At 64.6% G+C, this 12,535-nt stretch carries 10 protein-coding genes; 1 reads left to right on the top strand and 9 read right to left on the bottom strand.

The genetic code is table 11. From position 1 onward, the window contains the following. The first annotated feature begins 28 nt into the window (after positions 1 to 28). On the top strand, positions 29 to 883 hold the full coding sequence (locus XH88_RS33830; RefSeq protein WP_271672532.1) for an alpha/beta fold hydrolase: 855 nt from the start codon (positions 29 to 31) through the stop codon (positions 881 to 883). Here the strand turns inward: XH88_RS33830 and XH88_RS33825 are convergent. The 9 genes from XH88_RS33825 to XH88_RS33785 form a co-directional block, all read right to left on the bottom strand. After that, positions 798 to 1,355, bottom strand: a complete 558-nt coding sequence (locus tag XH88_RS33825; RefSeq protein ID WP_271672531.1) for a DUF3052 domain-containing protein — start codon at positions 1,353 to 1,355, stop codon at positions 798 to 800. The genes XH88_RS33830 and XH88_RS33825 overlap by 86 nt on opposite strands. Before the next feature lie 11 nt (positions 1,356 to 1,366). Then, positions 1,367 to 3,292, bottom strand: coding sequence for an ATP-dependent zinc metalloprotease FtsH (ftsH, locus tag XH88_RS33820; protein WP_092292050.1), 1,926 nt, complete (start codon positions 3,290 to 3,292; stop codon positions 1,367 to 1,369). A 254-nt stretch (positions 3,293 to 3,546) separates the two neighbouring features. After that, entirely contained in the window at positions 3,547 to 4,668 is a 1,122-nt protein-coding gene (gene tilS, locus XH88_RS33815) for a tRNA lysidine(34) synthetase TilS (protein WP_271672530.1), read from the bottom strand. A gap of 83 nt (positions 4,669 to 4,751) precedes the next feature. Beyond that, positions 4,752 to 5,777, bottom strand: coding sequence for a tol-pal system protein YbgF (gene ybgF, locus XH88_RS33810; protein ID WP_271672529.1), 1,026 nt, complete (start codon positions 5,775 to 5,777; stop codon positions 4,752 to 4,754). A 185-nt stretch (positions 5,778 to 5,962) separates the two neighbouring features. Then, positions 5,963 to 6,451, bottom strand: coding sequence for a peptidoglycan-associated lipoprotein Pal (gene pal, locus XH88_RS33805; protein WP_271672528.1), 489 nt, complete (start codon positions 6,449 to 6,451; stop codon positions 5,963 to 5,965). Between the two features lie 242 nt (positions 6,452 to 6,693). Then, the gene (locus tag XH88_RS33800; RefSeq protein WP_271672527.1) at positions 6,694 to 7,455 is read right to left on the bottom strand and encodes an N-acyl amino acid synthase FeeM domain-containing protein; all 762 of its coding nucleotides are present in this window, start codon (positions 7,453 to 7,455) and stop codon (positions 6,694 to 6,696) included. Between the two features lie 160 nt (positions 7,456 to 7,615). Then, the gene (locus tag XH88_RS33795) at positions 7,616 to 9,937 is read right to left on the bottom strand and encodes a putative bifunctional diguanylate cyclase/phosphodiesterase (protein ID WP_271672526.1); all 2,322 of its coding nucleotides are present in this window, start codon (positions 9,935 to 9,937) and stop codon (positions 7,616 to 7,618) included. A 241-nt stretch (positions 9,938 to 10,178) separates the two neighbouring features. Continuing rightward, the gene (gene tolB / locus XH88_RS33790; RefSeq protein ID WP_271672627.1) at positions 10,179 to 11,528 is read right to left on the bottom strand and encodes a Tol-Pal system beta propeller repeat protein TolB; all 1,350 of its coding nucleotides are present in this window, start codon (positions 11,526 to 11,528) and stop codon (positions 10,179 to 10,181) included. A 41-nt stretch (positions 11,529 to 11,569) separates the two neighbouring features. Further along, positions 11,570 to 12,532, bottom strand: a complete 963-nt coding sequence (locus XH88_RS33785) for a protein TolA (protein ID WP_271672626.1) — start codon at positions 12,530 to 12,532, stop codon at positions 11,570 to 11,572. Positions 12,533 to 12,535 lie beyond the last annotated feature (3 nt).

Below are 12,535 nucleotides of genomic sequence, written 5' to 3'. Positions count from 1 at the left end.
GTCTGGCGGTCAAACAGGAAGGGGTATCATGCTATTTCGCAACCTTTTGGTCGCCCTTCTCGTGACGGTCTCGCTCGGCGCGGCGGACGCTGCGCCGAGATGGCTGAAGCTGCCGCCGACGCCGACCTTGCCCAAGGCGGCGCAGAGCGGCTTTGCGCCCGTCAACGGCATCAAGGTCTGGTACGCCACGTTCGGCCGCGGCGAACCGGTGGTCCTGCTGCATGGCGGTCTCGCCAATTCCAATTACTGGGGGCATCAGGTGCGCGCGCTCGAGCGGCACTATCGGGTCATCGTCATGGACAGCCGCGGCCATGGGCGCAGCAGCCGCAATCAGGAGCCCTATGGCTACGATCTGATGGCCTCGGACGTGGTCGCCTTGCTCGACCATCTCGAGATCAAGACGGCCGCGATCGTCGGCTGGAGCGACGGCGCGATCATCGGCCTCGACATCGCCATGAAGCATCCGGAGCGGGTGAGCAGACTGTTCGCCTTCGCAGCGAACTCGGATCCGTCAGGCGTCGCCGATATCGCCTCGAGCGATGTCTTCAACGCCTACATCGCCAGAGCCGGAGAGGAGTACAAGCGCCTCTCGCCGACGCCGAGCGAATACAAGAGCTTCGTCGCGGAGATTACCAGGATGTGGGAGAGCCAGCCGAAATGGACGGCCGCGGATCTAGCCGCGATCAAGGTCCCGACCTGGATCGTGGACGGTGACCACGACGAGGCGATCAAGCGCGAGAACACCGAGTTCATGGCTGCGAACATTCCCGGCGCCGGCCTCTTGATCCAGCCGGAAGTCAGCCACTTCTCGTTTTTGCAGGATCCGGAGCAGTTCGACGATGATGTGCTGCGGTTTCTGGAGCGCAGCGCCGCGACAAAGTGAGCCGCGCATCGCTCCCGTGTCCCGGACGCGCTGCAACGCGCGAGCGTTGCTGCGCGGGGACGGGACCCAGAAAACCACAAGCGAGATCGCGGAAGGATGGGCCCCGGCTCTGCAGCGCACCACGTCGCAAGGGCGCCGCGCTGCGCTGCGCTGCGTCCGGGGCCCGAGAGCTGAACTGGGGGCGCAGCTGCATCCACATCGTCATCGCGAGCGCAGCGATCATGGGGGGCAAAGCATCGTGAGGCGCGATCGCCTTGCGGTAGCTGCGCAGTCTTGCGGCGAGGCCCTTCGCCTCGGCCGCGAAGATGTGCACCATGTCGAGCCGGGCTTCGACGGCCTCGGCGATCTGCACACCGTCGGGCAATTCGCCGACGACATCGCGATAGGGGACGCTGAGGCCATCCACGAAAATACAAAAGCCCGGCTTGATGCCGAGCTTTTGCACTAACGATTTGCCGGAATATCCGGCCATGGCAGCGAGCGCTACGCCTGCGGCTGCGGCTCCAGGCCGGGATCCGCATCGGGTCGCGGGCGCGGCGACTTGCCGGCCGGGGGCACGGCGGAGGCGCGCGGCGTGGCCGGTTCGAGCACCGACTCGCGGTTCGGCTTCTTGCCCTTGAGCAAATCGACGATCTCGTCGCCGGAGAGCGTTTCGAACTCCAGGAGGCCCTTCGCCAAGGCTTCGAGATCGGCATGCTTCTCGGTGAGGATGCGGGTCGCTTCCTTGTAGCCTTCCTCGACCAGCCGGCGGATCTCGGAGTCGATCTTCTGCACGGTCGCCTCGGAGGCGTTCTGCGTCCGCGAGACCGACATGCCCAGGAACACCTCGTCCTGGTTCTCGCCGTAGGACACCGTGCCGAGCTCTTCCGACAGGCCCCAGCGCGTCACCATCATCCGGGCAAGGCGCGTGGCCTGCTCGATGTCGGAGGCGGCACCCGAGGTCACCTTCTCGCGCCCGAAGATCAGCTCCTCGGCGACGCGGCCGCCCATCATGATGGCGAGGCGCGAGGTCATCTGCTCCAGCGACATCGACAGCTTGTCGCGCTCTGGAAGCTGCATGACCATGCCGAGCGCACGGCCGCGCGGAATGATGGTCGCCTTGTGGATCGGATCGGTCGCGGGCACGTTGAGGCCGACGATGGCGTGGCCGCCCTCGTGATAGGCCGTGAGCAGCTTCTCTTCCTCGGTCATGACGAGCGACTTGCGCTCGGCGCCCATCATCACCTTGTCCTTGGCCTCTTCGAACTCGGCCTGGGTCACCATCCGCTTGTTGCGACGGGCCGCAGTGAGAGCTGCTTCGTTGACGAGGTTCATCAGGTCGGCGCCGGAGAAGCCCGGCGTGCCGCGCGCGATGGTCTTGAGGTTGATATCGGGGGCCAGCGGAACCTTGCGGACATGCACCTTCAGGATCTGCTCCCGGCCGACGACGTCGGGGTTCGGCACCACGACCTGGCGGTCGAAGCGGCCCGGACGCAACAGCGCGGGATCGAGCACGTCAGGACGGTTGGTGGCGGCGATCAGGATGACGCCCTCGTTCGCCTCGAAGCCGTCCATCTCGACCAGCAACTGGTTCAGCGTCTGCTCGCGCTCGTCGTTGCCGCCGCCGAGACCGGCGCCACGGTGACGACCAACCGCGTCGATTTCGTCGATGAAGATGATGCAGGGCGCGTTCTTCTTGGCCTGCTCGAACATGTCGCGGACGCGGCTCGCGCCGACACCGACGAACATCTCGACGAAGTCCGAACCCGAAATGGTGAAGAACGGCACGTTGGCTTCGCCCGCGACCGCACGCGCGATCAGGGTCTTACCGGTGCCGGGAGGGCCGACCAGCAGCACGCCGCGCGGAATGCGGCCGCCGAGGCGCTGGAATTTGCCGGGGTCGCGGAGGAATTCGACGATCTCCTGCAGGTCCTGCTTGGCCTCGTCGACGCCGGCGACGTCCTCGAAGGTGACGCGGCCGTGCGCTTCGGTCAGCATCTTCGCGCGCGACTTGCCGAAGCCCATCGCCTTGCCGGCGCCGCCCTGCATCTGCCTGGACAGGAAGATCCAGACGCCGATCAGCGCGATGAAGGGGAGCCAGGAGACCAGCAGCGAGACGAACCACGGCACGTTGTCGCCCGGCGGCTTCGCCGTGATCTGCACCTTGCTGTCATACAGGCGCTTCACCAGCGTCGGATCGTTCGGCGCGTAAGTCTGGAAGCTCGAGCCGTTGGTGAAGGTGCCGTGGATATCCGGCCCCTGGATCACGACGTCGCGCACATTGCCGCGGTCAACTTCGCTGAGCAGCTGGGAGAAGGCGATGTCTTGCGAGGAGGCCCGCTGACCCGGATTCTGGAAGAGCGTGAACAATGCCAACAGCAGCAAGACTATGATGACCCAGAGGGCGAAATTGCGCAGATTGGCGTTCATCGATCTTCCTTCGTGGTCGCGCGGATCGCGGCCTCATCCTTGGGCTTTACGAGGAAATCCCCAAGGAATCCTCATCGTTAGACGCATACAATTTAGGTGCCGCCCCGGTCGCTGCCAAGGGAACGAGATGGGACTATTTAGCCCATCTTAGCGCGATTCCCGCTGAAATAATGGCGCCCTGACCGGGGTTTTTCCTGCCTGGTTAAGGTGTCCTGACGCCGGGCCGCAGACGCGGCCGGTGTCATGATCCGCCCTCAGCCCCGCCTGGATCCACCCTTGAATCCATCCTTGGATCCATCCCTGGAGCCAAATTCGGACCCAATCTTGGACCGCCGGGCCGGCGCCGGCGCGATGTGGATACGCCCCCCGGCAAGGCTGATCAAGGCTCCCGCAAGGGTCTGCTTCAAACTGGCCCGCTTCGGGACGGCGCGGTTCTTTGCACCCGCATTCATGGCCTGATCGAGCGCGGCGAGCAGGGCCTCGACCTTGCCGAGTTCCGCCGGCCCTTCGTGCCCGTGGGCCGTGATGGCCCGCAGCAACAGCCGCAGCCGGACTTCCTCCGGCAGGCTCGCGAAGGCCGAGGCCTCGAAGCTGCGAACGCCCGACTGCAGCGCCGCGCTGCTATCCCGCAAGCGGAGGTAGCGCTCGGCGCCGTCGGTCAGCACCTCGACGGCCGCGTTCGCCCGCGCCAGCCGCGTCGAGAGCCGCACCAAGGTTCTGATATCACCGCCCTCGGCCGCGAGTTGCGGCAGCAGCGCCCGCAACCGCGGCCGCGTGAACGAGGCATCGCGATTGGTCGGGTCCTCGGCGAAGCCGATCCTGGCCCGCTTCAGGGTTGCGACCAGCTGCGATTTCGGCACGTCGAGCAGCGGACGCGCCAGCACCACGCCGTCGCGCATCGACAGGCGCGCCATCGCAGACAACCCCGCAATGCCGCTGCCGCGGAGCAGCCGCATCAAAAGCGTCTCGGCCTGGTCGTCGCGGGTATGGGCCGTGAGCACATGGCTCGCGCCGGCGATGCGCGCAGCCTGCGTCAGCAGGCGATAGCGCGCTTCGCGCGCCGCCGCGGGGAGTCCTGTCGTGGGCTTTGCACCGCGCCAGCGCAGCGTCCGGTGCGCAAGGCCGAGCTCGGCCGCAAGCCGCTTGACCTCGCGCGCCTCGCGCGCCGCCTCCGTCCGCAGGCCATGATCGACGGTGACGACGGTGAGCTCCGGGCCGCGCGCAAGGCTGCGCCGCCAGCGCGCCGCCAGCCACATCAGCGCAACCGAGTCAGGCCCGCCGGAGACCGCGAGCACCAGCCCCGGCGCAGCTTTCAGCTCGGCGAAGAGCTGCCTCGCCGCGCGCGCGGAGATCGGAGAATTGTCGTCGTCTGACATGACGCGGCCCAGCAATCGCCAGCGAATGGCGCGGCAAGTTTAGCGCAGCACCATGCGTCTTGTCAGCGAGCGCCGCCCGCAGATCAGCACTTCACCCGCTTCTGCTCGCGATCGACGGCGGCTTTGACGCCGGCGGAGGCGCGCGGGTATTTGCGGCCGACCTCGCCGAAGGCGGCACAGGCGGCCTCCTTCTCCTTCAGCGCGGCAAGCGACTGGCCGAGCCGCAGCAGCGCATCCGGCGCCTTGGCCGATTTGTCGTATTTGGTGGTGACGGCGAGGAAGGCTTCGGCGGCGTCGCGATATTGCTGGCGCTGGAAATAGCTTTCGCCGAGCCAGTATTGCGCATCGCCGAGCAGCGGATCTCCAGGATATTTCGCTGCAAAGTTCTTCATGGTCTGCTCGGCCAGCGCGTAATCCTTGCGCTGCATGTAGCCGATGCCGAGATCGAACTCGTCGCGCGGCGTCGCCGAGGGCGGCAGCGTCGCGAGCGCCGGAGCACCACCTTGCGCAGGATAGCTCTGCTGAGCCGGCGGAAGGCCCTGCTGGGCGGGCGGATAGGCCTGCTGGGGCGGCGCGGCGGCCTGCGGATAGCGGCCGCCATTGGCGCTCAGATCCAGCGGCTGCTGGCCACCGCCGAGCGCGCGCGGCGCGCCGGGCGCGCTCGGATTCTGGCTCGGGTCGAAGGCATCGCCGCGGCGGCGGCTACCGGGAGCACCGGGGCCCGGCTGCTCCTGGACGATCGGTGCGGGAGAGGCGATCTGCGGCTGCTCGTAATTCGGCTGCATGGCCTGCTGCTGCGGGGGCTGCTGGCGATAGCCAGGGGCGACCTGATTCGGTGCGATCTGGGCCGGCGGCATCGCGGCGACATTGGGCGCCTGTCCGGGCGCACCTTGCGCTCCGCCCTCGAGCTGCCGGATGCGATCCTCGAGCTGGCGGTTGCGATATTGCAGCTCTTCGTTCTGGCCGGTGAGCTGGCGCAGCTGGTTTTCCAGCCGCTCGATCCGCATCTCGGGATCGCCATCATCGGACTGAGCGAAGACGGGCGTGCACAAGGGGAGCAGCGCGGCGATGGCCACGGTGCCGGTAAAGACCTTAAATCTGGATGACATCTTGCCCTGACGACGAAAGCGAAATGGCCTGCGACGGAACATACGACGCGCCACACATTGAAGGGGAGTACGCCAAAACTGTGACTGCCACCAAGGGGTTTTAAGTCACAGATCGCTGAAACGAAACCGGCGCCCGTGAGGGCGCCGGCATATTCGGTTTCCAAAGATGAACGGTGCCTGAAGCGTCAGGAGCTCGCGTTCAGCACGGTCACAGCACGACGGTTCTGCGACCAGCAGGAGATGTCGTTACAGACCGCCACCGGCCGCTCTTTGCCGTAGGAGATCGTGCGCATGCGGTTCGGGTCGATGCCGCGGGAGGCGAGGAACGAGCGCACCGACTGGGCTCTGCGGGCGCCGAGTGCGATGTTGTACTCGCGGGTGCCGCGCTCGTCGGCGTGACCTTCGATGGTGAAGGAGTAGCGCGGATAGGTCTGCAGCCATTGCGCCTGCTTCTCCAGGGTCACGATCGCCTGCGGGGTCAGATCGGTCTGGTCGCTCTCGAAGAACACGCGGTCGCCCACGTTCACTACGAAGTCCTGCTGGCTGCCCGGCGTTGCCGCGCTCGCATTGGCGTCCAGGCCCCCGTTCTGCTTCGCGCATGCGCCCATCGACAGCGCGATTGCGACCACTGCAGCCAGCTTCAATCCCTGGAGGATACGCATAGGATATTTCATTCCGGAGCCTCCACGCTCACGTTCGTCCACTGCCGTCCGGTCTACAGGGGGTTGGTTAAGCGAACGTTCCGTCAACCTTGACGGAACCTTGCCTCAGCCGGTCAAATGCCCCCAACCAGCGAAAAGCACCCATCATGGTTAATGGGTTGTAAATGTGGCGCAAGGGTGAAGGCAAGCCGTGTCGACAGGCAAATTGCCCGCTTTCGCCGATTTGGGCGGCCCGAGAAGAACTGGATGATTGCCTAATAGGCGGAACCGAGAGCCGGAGCCGCCACATCCAGAGTCCGCGACGGGGTCACCAGAATCGGGCGCGGGGCGGCCTGGCGCGGACTGCGATCAAACAACATGCGCCGCTCGAACGCGCTGGAGCGCATGATCGGAAAGCGGGCCAGAACCCGGTCGCGCTGCCTCCGGACGTCGGTGGCCATCAGGACCGCCTTCTTCGTCGGCCACCCGGGAAACCCCCGCGGCTCGGGTGAAATGGTCTCGTGCAGGAAGATGCGGCGGTAAAACGCCTGATGGTCGGTACGTATCATCGCGAGGCCGGTGTCGGCATTGAAATGATCGCATGCGACAAAGGCCAGACGCACGGTCAGATATGGCAATTCGGGAAAGCGCTGGTGCTTGTCGGGGTCCGCAACAAACCGACACGGATCGACAAAGACCTCGCCGCGATCGAGGCGGGGGTGCAGGACGTCGCCGAACACTTCGGTCGTATAGGACATCCGCCATTCCGACGTCAGGAGGTGGATGCGGACGGAGCTGCAAAGCTCTCCATCAACATAGATCCCGAAATTCCAGGTGTTGGGCGTTTCGTCGAAGCGATCGGTGACGCGCAGTGAAGCTGACGGCTCGATCAAACCGGCCTGCAGATAGGCCCGGTAGCGCATCAGATACAGATTGTCCTTGTCCTCGGGAGTCTCGATGAGCCGATAATCGATGCGGTCAAACAACGCGGCGCCTCGTGGAAGAAGCGCCGTGTTCGGTTCGGCTCCGGACTTCATTCTGCTACCTCAAAACTCCAAGCAACTTCCACGAGTGGCCGGAGATTAATAGTTCCTTAACAAAATTGCAAAGCCTTAGAAACGTTAGGGTTAATCTTTGCGGCCCGCAAGACTACGGCACGCGAGAACCGATTTTGACGAGGGAGCTGTCAGGGATGGGTCAGGCGATCGATCGTGACGACACGATCGTGATCTGGTCGTCAGGCATGCGACGGCCATAGGAAGCGTTCAGCAACTGCCTGACTCGCACCGCCGGAACCGGCCGGCTGAACAGGTAGCCCTGCCCTTCGGTCACGGTGCCGTCGGCGTTGATCAATTCGAGCTGCTCGTTGGTCTCGATGCCCTCGACCACGACCGACATGCCGAGGTCGGCCGACAGCCGCGCCACGCCGCGCAGCAGCGTCAACGGGCGGTCGGAGTCGATGCCTTCGAGGAACGAGCGGTCGATCTTGACCTTCTGCATCGGGAAATTGTGCAGGTAGCTGAGGCTCGAATAGCCGGTGCCGAAATCGTCCAGCGAGATGTGCACACCGAGCGCATGCAGTTGCGACAAGATATCGTGGGTCAGCTGGGTGTTGCGCAGCAGCGAGGATTCCGTGATCTCGATCTCGAGGCGATGCGCCGGCAGGCCCGACACTTCGAGCGCGTAGCGGATCTCGCTCAACACGTCGCGCTGGTGGAATTGCTGCGGCGAGAAGTTGACGGCGACGCTGACGCCCTCCGGCCACTTCATGCATTCCATGCAGGCGCGACGCAGGATCCAGCGGCCGAGATCGACGATCAGGCCCATGTCCTCGGCAACCGGGATGATGTCGATCGGCGAGACCGTGCCGCGCACCGGATGGTTCCAGCGCAGCAGCGCCTCGCACGTGGTGATCTTGCCCGACTTCAGATTCACCAGCGGCTGATAGTACAGCTCGAACTCCTCGTTGGCGAGCGCCTTGCGCAGGTCGAGCTCGAGGATGCGGCGGGCCTCGACGGTCGCGGCCATCTCGTCGCGGAAGAAGCAGAAGGTGCCGCGGCCGTCGGCCTTGGCACGATAGAGCGCCATGTCGGCGTTCTTGAGCAGCGTGTCGGCGCTGGCACTGTCCGGCGTAGTCAGCGCGATGCCGACGCTGGCGCCGATCTCGACCAGATGATTGTCGATGCGATAGCGCTCGCTCAACCTCTCGACGATGCGGCGGGCCAGCGCCGCGGCATCCTCCGGCGTGTCGATGTTCTGCTGGAACACGACGAACTCGTCACCGCCGAAGCGGGCAACGAAATCCTCCGGCCGCAACATCTCGCGCAAGCGGTTGGCGACCGCGCAGAGGAGCTGGTCGCCGCAGGGATGACCAAGCGTGTCATTGACCTGCTTGAACTGATCGAGGTCGACGAACAACAGAGCGGAGAGGCGCTCGGCGTTGTGCGAGACCGCCAGCAGATGCTCGATTTCGTCGCGAAAGTGGACCCGGTTGGGCAGCGCGGTGAGATCGTCGTAACGGGCCAGATGCGTGATCTTGGCCTCGGCGTTGCGCCGCTCCGTGATGTCCTCGAGCAACACCACCGCGCCACCGTCGGCCATCGGCTGCACGGTCCAGGATAGCGACCGGTCTCGCTGCGGGTTGGGATCGACGGTCACGATCTCCTTGGCGTGCGATCTCTCGATTTCCGAAATGATGAGCTCACCGCTTGCAGCCGAGATGGATTTGGCGCTGACGCACGCCGCGACGATGTCGCGCGCGCTGGTGCCGCCCTGCGCGAGACCTTCAGGCAGGTTCATCATGGCGGCGAAACGGTAGTTCATGACCGCAAGCTGTCCGTCGACACGGAACATGCAGAGCCCGTGCGGCATGTTGTTCAGCGCCGTATCGAACTGTCCTGCGAGTGCGGCCTCGCGCTCACGCGCCACCACCGCCCCCATGAAGATCCTGTGCAGGTTCACCGAGAGCTGCATGATGGCCATCAGGAAGGCTGCGCTCACCAGAGCCATTGCGATGTAATAGGGCGTCCCACGCAGCGCCAATGCAAGCACGGCTGGACCGAATATGAGCATGGCCTGAAGGTGGAAGATGGCCGGCCGGCCATACGCCCTGCCCGCGCCGCCCGCTGCGATCCCGGTCGTCACCGACAAGGCGATCATGTGGGCGACGGCATCGTCCGTGGCCAGAAGAGTGGTGGCGCACCAGATGCCGATCGCTGCCGCCTGGATTCGTGCCCCGATCTGATAGCGCTTCTGCCAGCGCTCGGCCGCCATGACCGTCTTGCCGGCCTGGTAGCGGCGCAAGTCGATCGCCCGCACGGTACCGGCCAAGACGAGAAGCGCCATGCACGCCCAGATCAACGGCTCGCCCGTCCTCAGCGCGGTCAGGCCCGCACCGATCGACACAAAGATGAGACCTGCCAGCAGCGGGCCGGGCGCTTCGAACAGCGAATCGATTTCCGCCGCCGAATTTTTCGGCGGCCGCTGTTCCGGCTCTCCGCTGTGGCTGGCGAGTTGCATCTGTTCTTTGTACGCGCGTCCTGTTTGGCGTACTTTTACCCAGACCAGATGAAGCCTTTCTGAGGGAACATCGTTAAAGTCGAGTTGTTTTTCGGCAATAGCGAATCTATTTCTGCTGAAATATCAAGCAACTAGGCAAACCTTGCCGAGCTTCAAGGTGAAGGGAATCTTGCCGCGCACGCAGAAAGCGAGAAAAGACACCTCTTTCGAAAGTATCGTGCGTTGCCAGCGCGCGATCGATCTATTGGCCCGCGGTGGCGGACAAAAGCGGCGACCACGCCGGGTCGGAAGCGAAGCCCGGGGTCGGCACTTTCAGCTCGTTGCGGCCGGAGATGTCGACCGAGAACAGCGACGGGCCGGAATTGCCGCCGGGATCGCGGAAGAACATCAGCACGCGCCCGTTCGGCGAGAAGGTCGGGCCTTCATTGTGGAAGCCGGAGGTGAGCAGACGTTCGCCGCTGCCGTCCGGTTTCATGACGCCGATCGAGAACTGCCCGCCGCCCTGTCTGGTGAAGGCGATGTAGTCGCCGCGCGGGGACCATACCGGCGTCGAATAGGTGGCGTTGTTGTCGTCCTTGGAGAAGGAGATACGCTGCGCCTGCCCACCGCCTGCCGCCATCACATAGATCTGCGACCTGCCGCCGCGATCGGATTCGAAGCAGATGCGGGTGCCATCAGGCGAGTAGGACGGAGACGTATCGATGGCCGGCGTGTCGGTGAGGCGCGTGGTCGAGCGCGAGCGCAGATCCATCACGAACAGGTTGGAATTGCCACCCTGCTGCAAGCTCATGATGACGCGCTGGCCGTCCGGCGAGAAGCGCGGCGCGAAGGTCATGCCGGGAAAGTTGCCGACGATCTCGCGCTGGCCGGTCTCGATGTTGAAGAGATAGACCTTCGGATCGCCCTGGCCGAACTCCATGTAGGTGATCTCTTGCGAGTTCGGCGAGAAGCGCGGCGTGAGCACGAGGTCGGCGCCGCGGGTGAGATAGCGCACATTGGCGCCATCCTGGTCCATCATCGCGAGCCGCTTGACGCGGCGCTCCTTCGGCCCGGACTCGTCGACGAACACCACGCGGCTGTCGAAATAGCCCTTCTCGCCGGTCATCTGCTCGTAGATCTGGTCGGAGATGATGTGGGCGATGCGGCGCCAATATTCCGGCGAGGTGAAATATTGCTGTCCGGCAAGCTGCTGGCCGGTGATCACGTCCCACAGGCGGAATTCGGCCTTGAGGCGGCCGTCCGGCTGCCGCGTCATGCGGCCGGTGACGAGAGCCTGGGCGTTCAGCGTCTTCCAGTTCTGGAATTGCGGCGCGACGTCGATATTGGTGATGCGCTCGATAAAGGCGGCCTGATCGATCGGGGCAAACAGGCCCGAGCGCTTCAGATTGTTGGTGATGACTTGCGAGACGCCGTTGCTGACATCGCCATCGGCCGGCGAGCCCGGCACGAAATTGGTGATCGCGATCGGGATCGGGCGAAACTCCGTGGGATCGATTCGGAGCCGCCCCTGCGGCTGCTGGGCGAAGGCCTGTCCGCCCCCGAGCAACGCGAGCGTCGAAGCGGTCAGGGTCATGAAGCGGCGGCGGTTCATCGAGCGGACGTCATTCATCGCAAAATTCTTTTGTTCGGATCTCACAACATGTCTTTCAGGCCGAAAGTCATCGGAATGACTTTCCAGCTGTCGTATTGCTGCTTCGGCAGGAACGAGTAGACCTGGCACTGCACGATGGCGCGCTTGGCGCTCTCCGCCACCGCCTGGGCGATCGATCGCGACGGTCCGCGCACCGCGACGATGACGGGCTCGGACGCGAGCGATCCGTCAATCCTCATGGGAATGTCGATGTCGGCTTCGTATTGACTGGCGTCCTGCCCGTTATAGGTGGGCGTGAAGCAACGCTTGACCGCGCCCTGGAACGCACCTTGCCAGGTCGCGACATTGGTGGCGGCTGTCCCTGATGTCGACCCCAGCGACGCCGACGCATTCAACGCCGATCCCGCGAGTTCGTGCCGGGTCGCTGCCCGTTTGTCGAGATCGCGGGCAATCTGCGCGGGATCGAAGGTGCGCTCCTTCGGCTTCGGCTGATGCTGCGGCTGCACCGCGGCGACCTTCTGCTCCACGGGCTTCGGCGGCGGCTTCTTGGTGTCGAGCTTCTTCTGCAGCTCCGCGATCGGATCTTCCTTGGCCGGATCAGGCTTCTTTTCCTGCGGCTTCGGCTCTTCCTTCGGCTTGGTCTCGGCGACCGGCTTCGGCGGATCGGGCTTCTTCTCGACCGGCTTTTCGACGGGCTTCGGCGGCGGCGTATCGGGGGTCGAGTTGGTCTTGATCAGCTCTTTCTTCTCGGTGACCTTGCCGACGGCATCTTCTTCGGGCTTGGCCTCGGCGATCTTCTCGACCTTGGGCTTCGGCTCTTCCTTCTTGCCGGTCTTCTGCCCGTTGGTGATCTGTGCGAGTTGGTCGCTGGAGATGATGTCGATCGGAAGCGACTCTTCCGGCGCGATGAAGGCCTTGCTGCTAAAGGTCAGCAGGCCCCATCCCAGCACGAGGACGTGGAGGGCAATCGACGCAACGAGTGTCTTGTCGACGTTCACCTTCACCGG

The sequence above is a fragment of the Bradyrhizobium sp. CCBAU 51627 genome (assembly GCF_028128765.1).
Taxonomy (GTDB): Bacteria; Pseudomonadota; Alphaproteobacteria; order Rhizobiales; family Xanthobacteraceae; genus Bradyrhizobium.
Note: the sequence above shows the minus strand (reverse complement) of the source record. Positions and strands in the feature narration are given on the sequence as shown.

Coding starts and splice junctions, on each gene's coding strand:
- XH88_RS33830 (WP_271672532.1), top strand. CDS start 29: ATGCTATTTCGCAACCTTTTGGTCGCCCTTCTCGTGACGGTCTCGCTC.
- XH88_RS33825 (WP_271672531.1), bottom strand. CDS start 1,355: ATGGCCGGATATTCCGGCAAATCGTTAGTGCAAAAGCTCGGCATCAAG.
- ftsH (WP_092292050.1), bottom strand. CDS start 3,292: ATGAACGCCAATCTGCGCAATTTCGCCCTCTGGGTCATCATAGTCTTG.
- tilS (WP_271672530.1), bottom strand. CDS start 4,668: ATGTCAGACGACGACAATTCTCCGATCTCCGCGCGCGCGGCGAGGCAG.
- ybgF (WP_271672529.1), bottom strand. CDS start 5,777: ATGTCATCCAGATTTAAGGTCTTTACCGGCACCGTGGCCATCGCCGCG.
- pal (WP_271672528.1), bottom strand. CDS start 6,451: ATGAAATATCCTATGCGTATCCTCCAGGGATTGAAGCTGGCTGCAGTG.
- XH88_RS33800 (WP_271672527.1), bottom strand. CDS start 7,455: ATGAAGTCCGGAGCCGAACCGAACACGGCGCTTCTTCCACGAGGCGCC.
- XH88_RS33795 (WP_271672526.1), bottom strand. CDS start 9,937: ATGCAACTCGCCAGCCACAGCGGAGAGCCGGAACAGCGGCCGCCGAAA.
- tolB (WP_271672627.1), bottom strand. CDS start 11,528: ATGAACCGCCGCCGCTTCATGACCCTGACCGCTTCGACGCTCGCGTTG.